Genomic DNA, 16597 nt, shown 5'->3' on the forward strand with positions numbered 1-16597 from the left:
ATATTAGATTAACTTTCCTAAATATCCCTTAAAGGTGAAGTTTAGGAAAGATATTCAATTTTGAGATTTAAAGAGATCGAAGTAGACAAGCTGGTCGTCAATCCCAGCAATGATCGGCATGGCCCAATGGGGTCTGAATCGGCAGCGATAGCATGGCTATTTGAGAACAAAGCGCGTGACATGAAGGCGCTTGCTCAACACATCTCACAAACCGGGCGCCTTTTCGATAGTCCTTTGGTCGTCAAGGATGGCGACAAATTTCTTGTTAAAGATGGAAACCGCAGAGTTACATCCATCAAATTACTCATCGACCCAAACAAGGCGCCAATCCAGTATCGTGATTTTTCATAGATTTACAGCGAAGCGCTAACATCAAGTTCCCGCATAACATCACCTGCCAAGTCGAAGAAAATTTATCAACTGCCGACAAGATCATCGGCCTACGGCACAATGGTAAGCAAGAAGGAAGGGGACAGCTGGCGTGGGGTACTCGAGAAAAAGCCAATCATTCAAACCGAATATCCGGAAACTCTGACTATGAATGGCCGCAGTTGGTTGAGAAGTATCTAACCCAACATGGTTATCAAGCAGAAGCTGAAAGCATTCAACGATCAACATTAGATCGCGTAATCAAAGCCAAAAAACGACGCCTAGCATTGGGGATTTCGAAGACGGGCAACGGCGAATTACACGCCGTAAATGGCGACGAGAAATTGGTACCTCTTCTCCGCAAGTTGGTTGCCGATATGTCTTCGGGAAAACTCTCACTTGCCAACACATTGCGAGCCGCAGACGTCGACCAGTACTTAGGCTCTTTGCAAGGCATGGGATACGTCACGCATCAACCATCAAAGCCTGCAAAGGAAAACTCCGCTCATGAGAACACAAACAAAAGCCCGCGAAACAAGCCCACGCAGCCTCTAGAACGTAAAACACTTATTCCAAGTCATATAAACTACCATTTCAGTTGGATAGCTGGTCAGTCCAAAATTCAGTTAGTTTGGGAAGAGCTGCAGTATAGCTTGAAGCTCAAAGAACATGCATTCTCTATTGCGATCGTGCTTCGTGTACTTCTGGAGATAAGCGCGAAAAACTATCGCGATAAGTTTCAGCTAAAAGACCTGAACACTCTTTCGAAGAACCTCTCTCAAAACCTTGATGCGCTGCATGAAAGCGGAAATATCAACACACAGCAAAGAGGCGACATCCGGCGAATACTGAATGACAAACAGTCGATCTGCTCAATCGAAAACTTGCAGCGCGTCGTGCATTCAAGTTCTCAAGTGCTGTCAAATGACGACTTAATAACCCTATGGGATTGCATAGAGCCTCTCGTAGTCAACAGCATTCGAGCCGTGCAAGAAAAGAAGTCGTCGCTGTACACAGTCTAATTTTCCGACCTAGGGTCCCCCACAAACACAAAAGCCCCCGCCGGTCTGGCGGGGGCTTTGTTGTTTCTGACCCTAGAGCCGATCAGCCTTGCAACGGCATCACGGCAAAGTCACCTTCGGCACGCGCTTTGATCGCCTCGGCGGCGGCTTGGGCGCCGGCGGCGGTGGTGAAGTAGGGGATCTTGTCATAGAGCGCGACAGAGCGGATGGCGGAGCTGTCTTTGACCGCCTGTGCGCCTTCGGTGGTGTTGATCACCAGCGCAATACCGCCATCTTTCAGCACGTCCACAATGTTGGGGCGGCCTTCGTAGACTTTGTTCACCTGTTCACACTCAATGCCCTGCTCGGTCAGCCACGACTTGGTGCCCAGCGTCGCGATGAGCGAGAAGCCTTGTGCCACCAGCGTACGCGCAGCCTGAGCCGACGCGGCGGTTTTATCCGCATCCTTGATCGAGAAGAAGACGCGGCCTTCGCTCGGCAGTTCAGTGCCTGCACCCATCTGTGCCTTGAGGAAGGCCAGCGGGAACGACGTATCCCAGCCCATGACCTCACCGGTGGAACGCATTTCCGGGCCCAGAATGGTGTCTACGCCGGGGAAGCGGGCGAAAGGCAGCACGGCTTCTTTCACACTGAACCACGGCATATCGGGGTCGGCCAGGGTCATCGGATCCGCCATCGGCAGGGTGCCGGGTTTGGCATCTGCTGGGTAGGCACCGCGGAAGGGGAAGTTTTCCATCGGTTCACCGGCCATCAGACGCGCCGCGATAGAGGCGATCGCGCTGTCGGTTGCTTTCGCAACAAACGGCACGGTCCGGCTGGCGCGTGGGTTTACCTCAATCAGGAAGATTTCACTATCTTTCACGGCGAACTGCACGTTCATCAGACCAACCACGTTCAGCGATAGGGCCAGTTCAACGGTCTGGCGCTTGATCTCAGCAATGATGTCCGCCGGCAGCGAGTAAGGGGGCAGCGAACAGGCGCTGTCGCCCGAATGCACGCCTGCCTCTTCGATGTGCTGCATGATGCCCGTCACGTGGACTGTTTTGCCGTCAGACAGTGCGTCCACGTCACATTCGATGGCACCCGACAGGTAGCTGTCCAAGAGAACGGGGCTGTCACCCGACACCACAACCGCCTCTGCGATGTAGCGTTCCAGCTGCGCCATATCGCGCACAATCTCCATCGCGCGTCCACCCAGAACGTAGGAAGGACGGATCACCAGCGGGAAACCGATTTCCTCAGCAATCGCCAGCGCCTGTGCGTCCGTTGAGGCAATGCCGTTTTTCGGCTGCTTCAGCTCCAGCTTGTTGACCAGCGCCTGGAAGCGTTCGCGGTCTTCGGCAAGGTCAATTGCGTCCGGGCTGGTGCCGAGGATCGGAATACCTTCCTCAAACAGCGCGTTGGCCAATTTCAGCGGGGTTTGGCCACCGAATTGAACGATCACGCCGTGCAGGGTGCCGTTTTCCTGTTCAACACGCAGGATTTCCATCACGTTTTCAAAGGTCAGTGGTTCAAAATACAGACGGTCCGAAGTGTCATAGTCGGTCGACACGGTTTCGGGGTTACAGTTGATCATGATGGTTTCATAACCGGCATCCGTCAGCGCGTAGCAGGCGTGACAGCAGCAGTAGTCAAACTCGATCCCCTGACCGATCCGGTTCGGCCCCCCCCCCAGAATGACCACTTTCTTGCGGTCGCTCGGGCGCGCCTCACATTCGACATCACCCATCGCAGGCGCCTCATAGGTCGAATACATGTAGGGCGTCTGCGCCTCAAACTCTGCCGCGCAGGTGTCGATGCGTTTGAACACAGCGTTGACGCCAAGGTTCTGACGGGCGCGGCGTACATTTGCCTCGGTCCGGCCGGTCAGGATCGCCAGACGCGCATCGGTGAAGCCCATCATCTTCAGTTTGCGCAGACCTGCCTCAGTCACCGGCAGGCCGTCCTTACGCACGACCTCTTCGGCATCCACAATTTCGCGGATACGGTCGAGGAACCACGGATCAAACGAGGTGACGTTCTGAATCTCGGCGTTGGTCAGGCCGTGGCGCATCGCCTGCGCGATGGTGCGCATGCGGTCGGGGGTCTGTTTGCCGATCGCCTTGATTACGGCGACCTTGTCCGGTGCGCCGGGGATGTCCACCTCGTCAAAGCCGGTCAGACCTGATTCCATCGACGCCAGCGCCTTTTGCAGCGATTCGTGGATGGTGCGGCCGATGGCCATTGCCTCACCCACCGATTTCATCGCGGTGGTCAGGTAGGGTTCGGACCCCGGGAATTTCTCAAACGCGAATTTCGGGATCTTGGTGACGACATAGTCGATTGTCGGCTCAAACGACGCGGGCGTCACCTTGGTGATGTCATTGTCCAGCTCATCCAGCGTGTAGCCGATCGCCAACTTGGCCGCGATTTTTGCAATCGGGAAACCGGTTGCCTTGGACGCCAGCGCCGACGAACGCGACACACGCGGGTTCATTTCAATGACCACCATACGGCCATCGGCGGGGTTCACCGCCCACTGCACGTTGGATCCGCCGGTTTCCACGCCGATCTCACGCAGAACGTTGATCGAGTGGGTCCGCATGATCTGAAACTCTTTGTCGGTCAGCGTCAGCGCGGGAGCCACGGTAATCGAATCACCAGTGTGCACCCCCATCGGGTCGACGTTTTCGATGGAGCAAACGATGATGGCGTTGTCCGCTTTGTCGCGCACCACCTCCATCTCGTATTCTTTCCAGCCCAAGAGGCTCTCATCCACCAAAATCTGGTTTACTGGCGAGGCATCCATGCCGGTGCGGCAGAAATGGATGTAATCTTCTTTGTTATAAGCCACACCACCGCCGGTGCCGCCCATAGTGAAGGCAGGGCGGATAATGGCGGGCAGGCCGATTTCGTCCAGCTCATCCAATGCGATCTGCACACCGGCGTCCAGATCGGCGCTGCCGTCTTCTTTTTTCGGTGCGGTGACGATGGTGGCTTTGGGGTTCTCGATGCCCAGGCGGTCCATCGCTTCGCGGAAGAGCTTGCGATCTTCTGCCATTTCAATGGCATCACGGGTCGCGCCGATCATTTCGACGTTGAACTTATCCAGCACACCCATCTCTTCCAGCGCCAGCGAGGTGTTCAGGCCGGTTTGGCCACCCATGGTGGGCAACAGCGCGTCAGGACGCTCTTTTTCGATGATCTTGGCAACCACTTCAGGGGTAATCGGTTCGATGTAAGTGGCATCTGCCAGGCCCGGATCGGTCATGATCGTCGCCGGGTTGGAGTTGACGAGGATCACGCGGTAGCCCTCTTCGCGCAACGCCTTACAGGCTTGTGCGCCGGAATAGTCGAATTCACACGCCTGACCGATCACAATCGGACCTGCGCCGATAATCATGATGGAGGAGATGTCAGTTCTTTTGGGCATGGCGGACCTCATTATTTCGCGGGGCAAGTCGCGGGCAGCTGGGGACGCTGGCGGTGACTCGCCAACGCGCAAATTGTCGTGGGTTATAGAGATCGCGAAGCAACGCGCAAGAGGGTTCGGAAAACTAGTGTAATGTGCCGCATACGCGCCCTGTCAAATTGCAGTGCGTGCCCTATACCTATAGGGGGAGGCCACAGGGGCAGCCGTAGGCTACACTCAAGCCACAGTACCGAGACGCAAGATGCAGATTAGAATGGACAAAGGGCCGGAGGCAACGCCGGTTTGGTTTCAAAATCCCAGCGCGGTGATCACTGCGCTGAATCCAGATGATGTGCCTACTGCCCTAGCTGCTGTTGACGCCGCCCTTGCCGCGGGCAAATGGGTGGCAGGCTATGCGTCCTATGAACTGGGCTATGCTTTAGAAGACCGGCTCGCCCCTGTTATGCCAGAGACACGCGAGCTGCCTTTATTGAGCTTCGGCGTTTACGACGGCCCACAGGTGGCAGGCCCGTTGGCCACGGGTGGCCAACTGACGGAATTGACGCCGCGTTGGGATGCAAACCGCTACGCCGAGGCGTTTCAAACTGTGCATGACTACATCGGCGCAGGTGACATCTATCAGGCCAACCTGACCTTCCCGATTGATGCGGTTGCGACAGGTTCGCCCGAAGCGATTTATGGCACACTGGCTGCTCAGCAACCCGTGGGTTACGGCGCCTTGGTTCTGCCAGAACGTGGGCCGGCGATTTTGTCGCGTTCGCCGGAACTGTTTTTCCGCACATCGGCGCAGGGACGGATCGAAACCCGCCCGATGAAAGGCACCCAGCCGCGCAGTTCTGATCCAGTCGAAGATCAGAGACGCAAGGCGTTCCTAAATTCGGATGAAAAGAACCGCGCCGAAAATCTGATGATCGTGGATCTGCTGCGCAACGACATTTCCCGCGTCGCACAGGCAGGCAGCGTTCAGGTGCCGGAGCTGTTCAAGGTCGAAAGCTATGCAACCGTGCATCAGATGGTGTCCCATGTGATTGCCGATCTGCGCCCTGATGCCACCCTTTCACAGATATTCGAGGCGCTGTTCCCCTGCGGATCAATCACCGGCGCACCGAAACTGCGTTCCATGCAAATTCTGCGGGATCTGGAACCGTGGGCGCGTGACATTTACTGTGGCGCCATCGGCTGGGCAGCACCGGACGGGCGGTCCGAATTCAACGTTGCAATCCGTACCGTGATGCTGGATGGCGACAAGGCACGTCTGAACGTCGGCGGCGGCCTTGTTTGGGACAGCACCGCCGCGTCGGAATATGAGGAAGCCCTATGGAAAAGTCGCTTCGCCCAAACGCAGGAGATGGCTCAGCCTTTGATCCCGCCCTCAATCCCGAATGTCGCCTGATTGAAACCTTCGGATTTCGTCCCTCTCAAGGTATTGCGCGGCGTGCGTTGCACATCGCGCGGCTGACAGCCTCGGCAGAGACACTAGGGTTTCGATTTGATAAAGCCGCGCTTATTGCTGAACTCGACGCCATCACTGGTGATACACCTTTGCGCTGCCGCCTGACAGTGGCGCAGGATGGCACGCTTGATCTGACCACCGCACCTATGCCTGATCCGTGGCGGATTGCGTGTTTTGTCATCTCTGACATTCGTCTACCTTCAGATGACCCGCTGCTGCGGCACAAAACCACCCGCCGCCACCTCTATGATCAGGCCCGCGCTGCATTGCCCGAGGGTGTGCATGAGGCGGTGATGCTGAACGAACGCGGGGAAGTGTGCGAAGGCACGATCACCAATATCTCAATCACCACCCCAGACGGCGATCGCCTGACGCCGCCGTTATCATCGGGCCTGCTGGCGGGTGTGTATCGTCAAAGCCGCCTGAACAAGGGGCTGTTACAAGAGGCGAGGCTGACACTCGCCGATCTGGCGGACGCCACGTCGATCAACCTGATCAACTCGCTCCGTGGCTCAACGCAGGCGGACTGGGCGCCTGAGTGCACGCATTTCCCTCAACAATAGCGGCAATTCCCCCACATCGCTTGACAACGCGGTCGCAACCTTGTGTATCGGCCTAGATGAATTCCGTGTGCCCGTGGGCGCATCCTATCAGCCACGACGCACATACTAAGATTGTCCGAAAAGACGACCCGATCACGAAAGGTCACACCATGCACGCATATCGCAGCCACACCTGCGCTGAGCTGAACAAATCCAACGTGGGCGAAACCGTCCGCCTGTCGGGCTGGGTCCACCGCGTCCGCGACCACGGCGGTCTGCTGTTTATCGACCTGCGCGACCACTATGGCATCACTCAGGTGATGGCAGACCCCGACAGCCCCGTTTTCGGCGAGCTGGAAAAGGTCCGTTCCGAGTGGTGCATCAAGATCGAAGGCAACGTCATGGCCCGTGACGAAAGCCTGGTGAACCCGGCGATCCCCACCGGTGAGATCGAAGTGTTCATTCGTGACCTCGAAGTGCTGGGCAAAGCCGAAGAGCTGCCGCTGATGGTCTTCGGTGATCAGGAATACCCCGAAGAGACCCGCCTGAAGTATCGCTTCCTCGACCTGCGCCGTGAGGCGATGCAGGAAAACATGAAGATGCGTTCGGACGTTGTGATGTCCATGCGCAAGCGTATGTGGGATCTGAACTTCCGCGAATACCAAACCCCGATCATCACCGCATCCTCGCCCGAAGGTGCGCGCGACTTCCTCGTGCCGTCGCGTCTGCATCCGGGCAAGTTTTACGCCCTGCCGCAGGCCCCGCAGCAGTTCAAACAGCTGATGATGGTTGCGGGCTACGACAAATACTTCCAGATCGCGCCGTGTTTCCGTGACGAAGACCCGCGTGCCGACCGTTCGCCGACCGACTTTTACCAGTTGGACCTGGAAATGTCCTTTGTAGAGCAGCAGGACGTTTTCGACACCATCGCACCTGTTTTGGCCGGTGTGTTTGAAGAGTTCGGTGGTGGCCGCAAGGTTGACGCGCCGCAGGACTGGCCGCAGATCAGCTACCGTGACGCGGCGCTGTGGTATGGCAGCGACAAGCCCGACCTGCGGAACCCGATCAAGATGCAGATCGTGTCCGAGCATTTTGCCGGGTCCGGCTTTGCCATCTTTGCCAAACTGCTGGAACAGGAAGGCACCGAAATTCGCGCGATCCCCGCGCCAACCGGTGGCAGCCGCAAGTTCTGTGACCGCATGAACAAGTTCGCCCAGGGCGAAGGTCTGCCGGGCATGGGCTACATCTTCTGGCGTGAAGGCGCTGACGGTATGGAAGCAGCCGGTCCGCTGGCCAAAAACATCGGCCCCGAACGCACCGAGGCCATCCGCCAACAGCTGGGTCTGGGTGTGGGCGATGCGGCCTTCTTCCTGGGTGGTAAGCCCAAGGCGTTTGAAGCGGTGGCTGGTCGTGCCCGCAACGTCATCGGCGAAGAACTGGGCCTGATCGACAAGGACCGTTTTGCCTTTGCCTGGATCGTGGACTTCCCGATTTATGAACAAGACGAAGAGTCGGGCAAGATCGACTTTGAGCACAACCCCTTCTCGATGCCGCAGGGTGGTCTGGACGCGCTGAACGGCGATCCGCTGCAGGTGTTGGGCTATCAGTACGATCTGGCCTGTAACGGTTACGAACTGGTGTCGGGCGCGATCCGTAACCACAAGCCTGAGGTGATGCTGAAAGCCTTTGAAATCGCCGGCTACGGTGAGGAAGAGGTAAAGAACCGCTTTGGCGCGCTTTACAAAGCGTTCCAATACGGCGCCCCACCACACGGTGGTTGTGCCGCAGGTGTGGACCGCATCGTGATGCTGCTGGCCGATCAGCAGAACATCCGCGAAGTGGTGATGTTCCCGATGAACCAACGCGCCGAGGATCTGATGATGAATGCCCCGAACGATCCCACCAGCGACCAGTTGATGGAACTGGGCCTGCGCGTCATCCCTCAGGAATAATCCTGCCCCCAATGTGTTTTGGAAAACCCGGTTGCTGACGCAGCCGGGTTTTTCTTTGCCAGTCCTCAGCAGGCACGTTACACAGCAGGCGCGGCAGCGATGCGCCGGTCCAGCAAATCGCGCAGCTTTTTCAACGCTGCATCGGGACTGGCATCACGCATATGGGCGACAGCCAGCGTCATACTGGCGTCCTGCACCGCCTCATCCCCTGCGCTGCGACTGACGCCCAGCAAAAACTGCGCGGTATAGTCCAATCGCCCCTCGCCCCGCCCGGCCTGCAGCAGACCAGCGGCATGCCTCAGATCATCCACATAGCTCATCCGGTCAGGTGTCACCGCCACATCGTTCACCATCCGTGGTGCCAGCGGCCGCCGCTCCTGCGGCATGAACTGCAGCAGCACCTCCTGAAAGGCCGCGAGCGAGCGAAACGGCTTGGCAATAAACCCGTCCGCGCCAGCCCTGGCCGCGGCCTGCGCCACCCCGTCATCACCGCTGATCGCCAGAACAGCTGCCGCACCATGCCGCACCTGCGCCAGCCCGCGTATCAGGTCCAGACCACTGCCATCCGGCAGGCCCAGATCGACCAGCACAAAACTGGGGCAATAGACCTGCAGATGCCGCTTGGCCGCCGTCAGCGTATCTGCGCGGCGCAAACGCGCACCGCTGTATTGACACATCAGCCGTACAGTTTCGCAAGTCAGTCGGCTGTCATCGACAACCAGGACTGTGGTACCGCGCAGCGGTCGATCAGCAGTTGGGTAGGGCGGCGCGGCGGGCAGCGGTGGCAGGGGCGGTAGTGTGTCATCCATGAGACTTTCTTCCCATTCTTGTCGGCACAGATGGTGTGTCGCGGGTTCAGCATTGCCTGCAGCCCCCTAAGACACAGTTAACGTTGCGGCTGCACCGCCTCAGTGCTTGCGCGACCGTGGTTGGGGGCACATAAGGGAGCGACTTAAAGCCAGCTAGAGGAGAGCCCCAATGATTGGACGCCTGAACCACGTTGCCATCGCCGTCCCCGACCTAGAAGCCGCTTCCGCGCAGTATCGCACCGCGCTGGGTGCCAAAGTCGGCGAACCGCAGGATGAACCCGATCACGGCGTCACCGTGGTGTTTATCGAGTTGCCGAACACCAAGATCGAACTACTCTATCCCCTTGGCGAAGACAGTCCGATCAACGGCTTTCTGGCCAAAAACCCCGCTGGCGGCATCCACCATGTCTGCTATGAAGTCGAAGATATCATCGCCGCGCGCGATCACTTGAAAGAAACTGGCGCACGTGTGCTTGGCTCTGGCGAGCCCAAGATCGGCGCCCACGGCAAGCCTGTGCTGTTCCTGCACCCCAAGGACTTCAACGGCTGCCTTGTAGAACTGGAGCAAGTCTGATGGGCCCCACCTCGGCAATTGTCCTTTATGCGGTCATCTGGTTTTTGACGCTGTTTATCGTCCTGCCGATCCGCCTGAAAACACAGGGCGATGTCGGGGAAATTGTGCCCGGCACCCACGCTGGCGCACCGGCAGTGACCAATCTGAAGAAAAAGACCCTGATCACCACGGTGATCGCGGCGGTTCTGTGGGCGATCATTGCAGGGATCATTCTGACCGAAACGATCACCGTTCGGGATCTGGATTGGTTCAATCGGATGAGCCAACCGGATCTTAATTGATCGACCTCTTGGAAAAGAAAGCGGCGCCTCGCGGGGCGCCGCTTTTTGTTGGTGTTTGTCTTATTGGAATGGCGCGGGCGTCAGCCCGGGCCGCGCCCGACCCTTCCCATGGGAGGGGCTTTGGCGATGTCGTATTTGACACGGGCGTTTCCGTTGATTGCACACATCGGACGCCACTATGAGGTCATCTACGCCCACCCAGTGTCAGGCGCGTCCCTAACCGGAAGATATTACAGCTCCTTCGCTGCAGCCGCGTGGAAGATGTGGGTAAAGGTTGCCGCGCCCAAAATCGGAATCGCAAGGTTCATCAGCGGCACCGACAGCGGGATCGCCATCAATGTCCCCGCCAGCCAGATGGTGCCCATATGCTTCCGCCGCAGCTGCTTGGCCCCTGCGCGCCCCACACGTCGGATCGCTGCAAGGGTGAAGTATTCGCGCCCCAACAAAAACCCGTTCAGCGCCCAGAAAATGAACAGCGCAAAAGGGCTGAAGATCGCATAGACAATCAGCGCCAGAAGGTTCGCCGCGATGAGAACCCCGAGGAAATTCACCGTGTCCTTCACAGCCTCAGCAAAAGGCACTGGCGTGGCGGGCGGCAGGTGGCGGTAATGCTTGTCCTCAACCGCTTGCGCTACATCATCAAGAAACATCGAGGTGATCGCCGATGCCACCGGCACCATTAAAAACACCGACAGGATGGTCATGAACAGCAGACTGCCCCATGTGGCCAGATCATTGATCCACGTCACCTCCCCCACAACAGGCAGGGTGCTGGACGGCCCCAAAATCCACTGCAGGACCCAAAGGAAAGCCACATAGGCAAAGGCCAGCAACAATACCGCCAGCCCGATGCCAAGGCCCAACACACGGCGAAACCTCGGATCGCCGATCTGGCCCAGTGTTTTGCCAAAGGCGGCAAGAATCATTCCGATACCCATGTTGTCACTGCCTCCAGATCAGGGCGGGGCCGTTCGGGGGGCACAGTTTTTTCCGTTCCGATATGGATCAGGCCGGCGATGCGTTCATCATCCGCCAGTCCCAGACCTTGCGCCACAAAATCACGGTCATGGCTGGCCCAGCCGGACAGCCAGTTTGCACCCCAGCCCGACGCCAGCGCCGCGTTCAACAGCTGCAGGCAGGCGGCACCGGCGGAATAGGTGATTTCAACCGCAGGCACTTTCTCATTTGGTTTGATGATCTCCACCACTGCGATGGCCAGATTGCCATTGGCAAACTGATCAACGCCCTTTTGCACCTGAACCTCATCCAATCCCATCGCCTGACCCCGCGCCTCCGCCAGCATGGCCAGTCGGGTCAGTGCCGGCTTTTCCAGCACGATGAAACGCCACGGCTCCAGCTTGCCGTGATCAGGGCTGCGCGCGGCGGCAGTCAGGATCGGCAGCAATTCTTCACGGCTGGGCACCGGCGTGGTCAGCGTTTTGGCAGGGCGCGAACGGCGGGTCAGCAAGAACTCCAACGCAGCGGCATTATGTGTAAGGGGCTGGATGTCGGGCATCGCGTCTCTTTCTTTGCAGGTCGCACTTATGTCGGGGGTGGCTGCCCTGTGGTCAAGGTGGCGGCGGGGTGATAATTCTGCGGCGCACTATCAAGCGCGCCCAAAGACTTGTCCACCGGATTTAGGGTGCTGGGACCGAAGGCAAAAGGGACCGCATGACCATGAACGACACCTCCCCCGCTGATCTGTCTGCACATATCGTCGAAGGGGCGCTGCCGGTCAAAGTCACGCCTAAAGCATCGCGCAGCCGGATCACAGTGACCGACGAAGGCGTGCGGGTCTATGTCACCACGGTGCCCGAAGGCGGCAAAGCCAATGCCGCGGTGCAAAAGCTGCTGGCTAAGGCGCTGGGGCTGGCCAAATCCCGCGTGGTATTGATCCGCGGCGACACCAGTCGCGACAAGCTGTTCCGTATCGACGGCTAAGAAACCCGCTACTCTGGCGGATCAGGGCGCAGTTTGTAGACACCTTCCGGCAGGTCCAGCGCAGCGGCCAATTCTTGCAATTGGTGCAGGGACAGGGTGATCTTGCTGACATCATCTGTGCGGGGATCATACTGTTCGACCGTCACACATTCCTGAAAAGCATGGATGCTGACATCCTCTTGCAGAGGGGTTTCACCTTCATCCATCAGGGTTACGACGGTGGCGTCGAAATCGTGTTCTATGGTAAACATACATTAACGATAAGGCGCTAGCGTAAGGATGCAAGGGGTTTAGCCACCGTACTGTCCGGCGCAGCGTAGGGCTGGTGCGTGTGCAAAACGGTGCTACACTATCCTGCGAAGGAGTTTTGAATGTTGTTGCTGCTCGACCGTTTGTCCCCGCTGCGCCTTTGCCTGCCCCGACTGTCCCTTGTGCAGGTCACGGCGCTGCTGATGGCCGCGGTTCTGTCCGCCTGCAGTGTGCCCGGATCGGATCCAGCTTATGCGCCCGGCTATGGCAACGGCAGTCAGGCTGTGGCGCGGCAGGTTGCGCAACAATTCATACAGGTGGTGGACACCGTGGAACCCGTGGCCGAACGCGAATGCCGTCGCCGCACGGTGGGATCAAACTGCGATTTTCTGATTGTGGTCGATGACCGTCCTGACCAGCCCCCCAATGCGCACCAGTTTGTCACCGATGAGGGGCAGCCAGTGGTAGCTTTTACCTATTCGCTGCTGGAAACCGTGCGCAACGCGGATGAACTGGCATTTGTCATGGGCCATGAGACGGCGCATCACATCGCTGGCCATCTTGACCGTCAGGCCGCCAGCGCCGAACGCGGCGCGGCCATTCTGGCCGGACTGGTCAGCGTGCGCGGCGGCAACGCCGCCCAGATTGAGGAGGCGCAGAAAATCGGCGCGCTGATCGGATCGCGCCGCTACTCGAAAGAGTTTGAACTGGAGGCAGACGCGCTGGGGACAGTGATCACTCTGAAGGCGGGCTTTGATCCTGTACGCGGGGCGGAATTTTTTAACCGACTGCCCGATCCGGGCAACCAGTTCCTAGGCACCCACCCGCCCAATGCGGACCGGCTGGCAACCGTGCGGCGCACCGCCGCCGCGCTCTAGCCCTTACGAAAACGAACCACACACCATGCTACAGATTGAAAACGTCGTCAGCGACCGCGGGTCGCGCTACGCTGTATCTGGCGGTCCTGCTGCCAGTGAGGCAGAGGTTACGGCCTTCCTCAAACAGCTGAAACGGGCCAAGAAATACGCCAAAGCCACCCATAACACGTGGGCGATGCTGCAATTGGACGGGACGCAACGCAAAGGCGACGATGGCGAAAGCGGCGCCGGAAACGTGATTCTACGGATGCTAGAACGCGAAGACCTACGCGACCACATTGTGGTTGTCACCCGCTGGTATGGCGGCAAACATCTGGGCGGAGATCGTTTCCGCCACGTGCAAACCTGCGTAAACGCTTACCTAGAGGCACTCTCTTAAGTATAGGTTCGGGCCTGGGTTGATCTGAATCAATTCAGGTTGCGGGTTAGGTCACTAGTTAACGACTGGTCGACGATCCCAAAGAGAGCCCTTAATGCAAAGCGACTCCCCAGATCGACTCCATACGGAGTTGTTTCATCACATGGCTGACGCCACAGGTGTAAACCTTGAGACAGAGTTGCTGAGCGGGCGCTTGAATCTTAACGATCTGACAAGTGCTATCGAACGCTGCAAAAACTGCTCTGGCCCCACAGCGTGTGAGGCTTGGCTGAAGCAGTCCCAACCCAATCACGAAGAGACCCCGCCCGGCTACTGCCGCAATTCCGCTATGCTGCAGGTCCAGCGTGCCCTTGGCTACCTGTCCTCGGGATAACCGCTGCGAAAGAAGAAGACGGCCACACACGCCTCCTGCACCTTTCCTGATTGATCCGCGTCAAAGACATACCTGCGATGCCAACCTAGCATAGGTCAGCTACGGAGGATCGCTCATGAAACCTTTAGGAAATTTGAAGCGTCATTTCTGGTTGGTCAAACGCATGGCCAAAACCACTGGCGTAGATCTGGCAGCCGCCCGAGACGGCGGACAGTTGTCGCAAAAAGACTGGGCACAAATGGTATCGCGCTGCCGCACCTGCAGCACGCCGGAAGCCTGCTCCAGATGGTTGGACAGCGCAGCACTGAACGGCGGCGCGGAGGTTCAGCCCGAATACTGCGAAAACAAGGACCGCCTGAACTCGCTGAAATCAGGCACAACAGCGCCCTGCGCAACAGACTAGGACAGGATCGATCAGATGGGACACCGCACAACACTGGGCTGCCCTGAACTGCATTTCTGGCTCAACCGGTCGGTTGCCCGCGCGGTAGGCGTTAATCTGAGCGAAGCCATGGCCGAAGGCGATTTGACACCGCAGGGTTACGCGGAAATGGTGACACGCTGCCGGCAATGTCATCAGGCAACAGCCTGTCAGGAGTGGCTTTCGCAAAGCCCGTCCCATCACACCCCACCCGCGCATTGCCTCAACGCCGGAGAGATCGCACGACTGAAACACTAACCACCCCACACCAAGGCCCCGCGCCCAACAAACCATACCAATAGAACCTCACAGATACTCAGGACCCCCAATGAGCTTCTTTGACCGACTGGTCCGCACGGTGGACCTGATGCCCAGACTGGCACAACGTCTGGGTATCAATTGGCAGAGCCGGATAGACCGTGACCCCTATGGGGCTGCTGAATACCGTGATGCCCTGATGCGCTGCGCGCAATGCCCTCATGACGCGGCCTGCCGCCAATGGGTAGAGCGTCTCATCGAAACTGATCAGCCACCGGATTATTGCAAGAACCGGGCGCTTCTGCTCAGGCTGAGCGCTGAAACTCAGTCAGAAACCAAAGCCGCAAGTGCGCTGCAGGATTAAACGCACAGACGCTTTTGCGCCTTGACCATCCCTTTGCCCCGACAGCATAAATCGGGGCGGAGGATCCAATGACCAACTTTTTTGTTCGCCTGAAACATCGCTGCATCTGGAGCTGGGCCGGTTGGCTGGACAGTTGGCGCACCGAACATTCTTTCCGCAGCTGGGTCTGGGCTAATCTGGCCTCAGCCGCAATGGCACTGACCCTCTCCCTCAGTCCTGTTGAACGGGCGCTGATCCTTGCGCTGGGGCTTTTGGTGCTGGCGATGGAACTGGTGAACTCCGCGATTGAACGGGTGGTGGACTATATATCAACCGATCACCATGAACTGGCTAAACAAGCCAAAGACGCGGGATCTGCCGCGGTTGCGGTCGCTGCGATTGCCACTGGTGTGGCTTGGATTGTGGTGCTGTGGGGCTAGCGCGCTAACCCACTTGCCAGATCAGACGCTCTCTTCTTCGAGGTGCAGCTTCATCTTGATCAGAACCTGCTGCAGAGCAAGGGTTTCTCGCAACATACGCTTGGCCTCGTTGATACTGATCACACCGTCTTCGATCGACTGATTGTATTCCGCCATCAACATCGCAAAACGCTGACTCAACAAGATCACGTCAGCGTTGATGCCACCCGACCCTTCGGAATTGCGACGTTCATCATTCATCGACAGGGTAATGCCCTTCAGATCTGCCAGCGCGCTGGTGACATGTGGGAAGGACGCCGCCTCTTCCAGTGCAGCCACTGCATCCACTGGCATAAAACGATCCGCATGTTCAGCGTGATCCGAATAATAGCGTCCCAACGTGGCCTTGGATTTGCCGGTCAACTGGCAGGCTGCTTCGATGCCGACATCCTTGACCAAGGCTTCGGTGTGTTTCTTCAGATACCCGGAAACGACTGACATGATTGCCCCTTTACTGCCCGTGATGCGTGCCGTCACACACCCCCGGGGAAAACCAAACTTCCTTTCCCATTAAACCGCCCGCTGGATTTTGTCATTTATAAAACCACGCAAGGCGGTCGTGCTGGGGCATTAAGCCCCGCCCTCGGGGGGATTTATGCAGCGGTGGGCCGGCTGGCGTGCGTAACCAGTGGTAGCTGTTTATTTGAGTTTAGTGCTGCCTGAGTAATCAGTGTCCCCTCTCCCGTCCAAGAGAGTGGTGGTGTGTATTGGCAAAAGATCAGGGGCCATCCCCATTGGGGCAACGTCCCATCCCTGATCTGGCAGGCCCGAATATATCGAAATTTCTCTGCGATATGGGTCTGCCATGCCACGGTTCCGCAAGCGGCTTCACAGCCAGCTTGAAAAGCCGCTTGAAACCGTG

Annotated in this window: 21 protein-coding genes; 15 read left to right on the top strand and 6 right to left on the bottom strand. The window is 57.9% G+C overall.

What is annotated here, in order from left to right; all coding sequences use genetic code 11:
* Nucleotides 1-60 precede the first annotated feature (60 nt).
* Complete coding sequence (locus tag MHM86_RS09180; RefSeq protein ID WP_239198183.1) at nucleotides 61-351, top strand: ParB/Srx family N-terminal domain-containing protein; 291 nt, start codon at nucleotides 61-63, stop codon at nucleotides 349-351.
* Nucleotides 352-551: 200 nt separating this feature from the next.
* Nucleotides 552-1391 carry a hypothetical protein gene (locus MHM86_RS09185; protein WP_239198185.1) on the top strand — a complete coding sequence of 280 codons (840 nt, stop codon included), beginning with the start codon at nucleotides 552-554 and terminating at the stop codon, nucleotides 1389-1391.
* Nucleotides 1392-1473: 82 nt separating this feature from the next.
* Here the strand turns inward: MHM86_RS09185 and carB are convergent, their stop codons facing one another.
* A complete protein-coding gene (carB, locus tag MHM86_RS09190; protein WP_239198187.1) occupies nucleotides 1474-4803 on the bottom strand; it encodes a carbamoyl-phosphate synthase large subunit in 3330 nt (1109 codons plus the stop codon).
* A 241-nt stretch (nucleotides 4804-5044) separates the two neighbouring features.
* Between carB and MHM86_RS09195 the strand changes: the two genes are divergently transcribed.
* The 3 genes from MHM86_RS09195 (at nucleotide 5045) to aspS (ending at nucleotide 8750) form a co-directional block, all read left to right on the top strand.
* Nucleotides 5045-6196 carry an aminodeoxychorismate synthase component I gene (locus MHM86_RS09195; RefSeq protein WP_239198189.1) on the top strand — a complete coding sequence of 384 codons (1152 nt, stop codon included), beginning with the start codon at nucleotides 5045-5047 and terminating at the stop codon, nucleotides 6194-6196.
* Entirely contained in the window at nucleotides 6121-6819 is a 699-nt protein-coding gene (locus tag MHM86_RS09200; protein ID WP_239198191.1) for an aminotransferase class IV family protein, read from the top strand. The genes MHM86_RS09195 and MHM86_RS09200 overlap by 76 nt, the downstream gene beginning before the upstream one ends.
* A gap of 149 nt (nucleotides 6820-6968) precedes the next feature.
* Complete coding sequence (gene aspS / locus MHM86_RS09205) at nucleotides 6969-8750, top strand: aspartate--tRNA ligase (protein ID WP_239198193.1); 1782 nt, start codon at nucleotides 6969-6971, stop codon at nucleotides 8748-8750.
* Between the two features lie 77 nt (nucleotides 8751-8827).
* On the opposite strand, the gene MHM86_RS09210 is transcribed toward aspS, so the two are convergent.
* Nucleotides 8828-9559: a response regulator gene (locus MHM86_RS09210; protein ID WP_239198196.1), complete on the bottom strand. Its 732-nt coding sequence runs from the start codon at nucleotides 9557-9559 to the stop codon at nucleotides 8828-8830.
* Nucleotides 9560-9728: 169 nt separating this feature from the next.
* Here MHM86_RS09210 and mce point away from each other — a divergent pair, with 169 nt between their 5' ends.
* On the top strand, nucleotides 9729-10133 hold the full coding sequence (mce, locus tag MHM86_RS09215; protein ID WP_239198199.1) for a methylmalonyl-CoA epimerase: 405 nt from the start codon (nucleotides 9729-9731) through the stop codon (nucleotides 10131-10133).
* The gene (locus MHM86_RS09220; protein WP_239198203.1) at nucleotides 10133-10414 is read left to right on the top strand and encodes a DUF1467 family protein; all 282 of its coding nucleotides are present in this window, start codon (nucleotides 10133-10135) and stop codon (nucleotides 10412-10414) included. The genes mce and MHM86_RS09220 overlap by 1 nt, the downstream gene beginning before the upstream one ends.
* 230 nt (nucleotides 10415-10644) lie before the next feature.
* On the opposite strand, the gene MHM86_RS09225 is transcribed toward MHM86_RS09220, so the two are convergent.
* Nucleotides 10645-11352, bottom strand: a complete 708-nt coding sequence (locus tag MHM86_RS09225; RefSeq protein WP_239198206.1) for an EI24 domain-containing protein — start codon at nucleotides 11350-11352, stop codon at nucleotides 10645-10647.
* Entirely contained in the window at nucleotides 11337-11930 is a 594-nt protein-coding gene (locus tag MHM86_RS09230; protein ID WP_239198209.1) for a nitroreductase, read from the bottom strand. Before MHM86_RS09230 ends, MHM86_RS09225 begins: the two co-directional genes overlap by 16 nt.
* A gap of 161 nt (nucleotides 11931-12091) precedes the next feature.
* Between MHM86_RS09230 and MHM86_RS09235 the strand changes: the two genes are divergently transcribed.
* Nucleotides 12092-12355, top strand: coding sequence for a DUF167 domain-containing protein (locus tag MHM86_RS09235; protein WP_239198212.1), 264 nt, complete (start codon nucleotides 12092-12094; stop codon nucleotides 12353-12355).
* A gap of 8 nt (nucleotides 12356-12363) precedes the next feature.
* On the opposite strand, the gene MHM86_RS09240 is transcribed toward MHM86_RS09235, so the two are convergent.
* Nucleotides 12364-12606, bottom strand: coding sequence for a hypothetical protein (locus MHM86_RS09240; RefSeq protein WP_239198215.1), 243 nt, complete (start codon nucleotides 12604-12606; stop codon nucleotides 12364-12366).
* Between the two features lie 120 nt (nucleotides 12607-12726).
* Here MHM86_RS09240 and MHM86_RS09245 point away from each other — a divergent pair, with 120 nt between their 5' ends.
* The 7 genes from MHM86_RS09245 to MHM86_RS09275 all read left to right on the top strand — a co-directional run bounded on the left by MHM86_RS09245 (nucleotide 12727) and on the right by MHM86_RS09275 (nucleotide 15696).
* Entirely contained in the window at nucleotides 12727-13482 is a 756-nt protein-coding gene (locus MHM86_RS09245; protein ID WP_239198218.1) for a M48 family metallopeptidase, read from the top strand.
* A gap of 25 nt (nucleotides 13483-13507) precedes the next feature.
* Complete coding sequence (locus MHM86_RS09250; RefSeq protein WP_239198221.1) at nucleotides 13508-13861, top strand: YigZ family protein; 354 nt, start codon at nucleotides 13508-13510, stop codon at nucleotides 13859-13861.
* 94 nt (nucleotides 13862-13955) lie between these two features.
* Nucleotides 13956-14234 carry a DUF6455 family protein gene (locus MHM86_RS09255; RefSeq protein ID WP_255723114.1) on the top strand — a complete coding sequence of 93 codons (279 nt, stop codon included), beginning with the start codon at nucleotides 13956-13958 and terminating at the stop codon, nucleotides 14232-14234.
* Between the two features lie 115 nt (nucleotides 14235-14349).
* Nucleotides 14350-14637 (top strand): DUF6455 family protein, encoded by a 288-nt coding sequence (locus MHM86_RS09260; RefSeq protein ID WP_239198227.1) that lies wholly within the window; start codon nucleotides 14350-14352, stop codon nucleotides 14635-14637.
* A gap of 15 nt (nucleotides 14638-14652) precedes the next feature.
* Nucleotides 14653-14913, top strand: a complete 261-nt coding sequence (locus tag MHM86_RS09265; RefSeq protein WP_239198230.1) for a DUF6455 family protein — start codon at nucleotides 14653-14655, stop codon at nucleotides 14911-14913.
* 70 nt (nucleotides 14914-14983) lie between these two features.
* Complete coding sequence (locus tag MHM86_RS09270) at nucleotides 14984-15277, top strand: DUF6455 family protein (protein WP_239198233.1); 294 nt, start codon at nucleotides 14984-14986, stop codon at nucleotides 15275-15277.
* Nucleotides 15278-15345: 68 nt separating this feature from the next.
* A complete protein-coding gene (locus MHM86_RS09275) occupies nucleotides 15346-15696 on the top strand; it encodes a diacylglycerol kinase (RefSeq protein WP_239198236.1) in 351 nt (116 codons plus the stop codon).
* Between the two features lie 21 nt (nucleotides 15697-15717).
* Here the strand turns inward: MHM86_RS09275 and MHM86_RS09280 are convergent, their stop codons facing one another.
* Nucleotides 15718-16176 carry a hypothetical protein gene (locus MHM86_RS09280; protein ID WP_239198239.1) on the bottom strand — a complete coding sequence of 153 codons (459 nt, stop codon included), beginning with the start codon at nucleotides 16174-16176 and terminating at the stop codon, nucleotides 15718-15720.
* Nucleotides 16177-16597: the final 421 nt, after the last annotated feature.

The sequence above is a fragment of the Thalassobius sp. Cn5-15 genome (assembly GCF_022347685.1).
GTDB lineage: Bacteria > Pseudomonadota > Alphaproteobacteria > Rhodobacterales > Rhodobacteraceae > Thalassobius.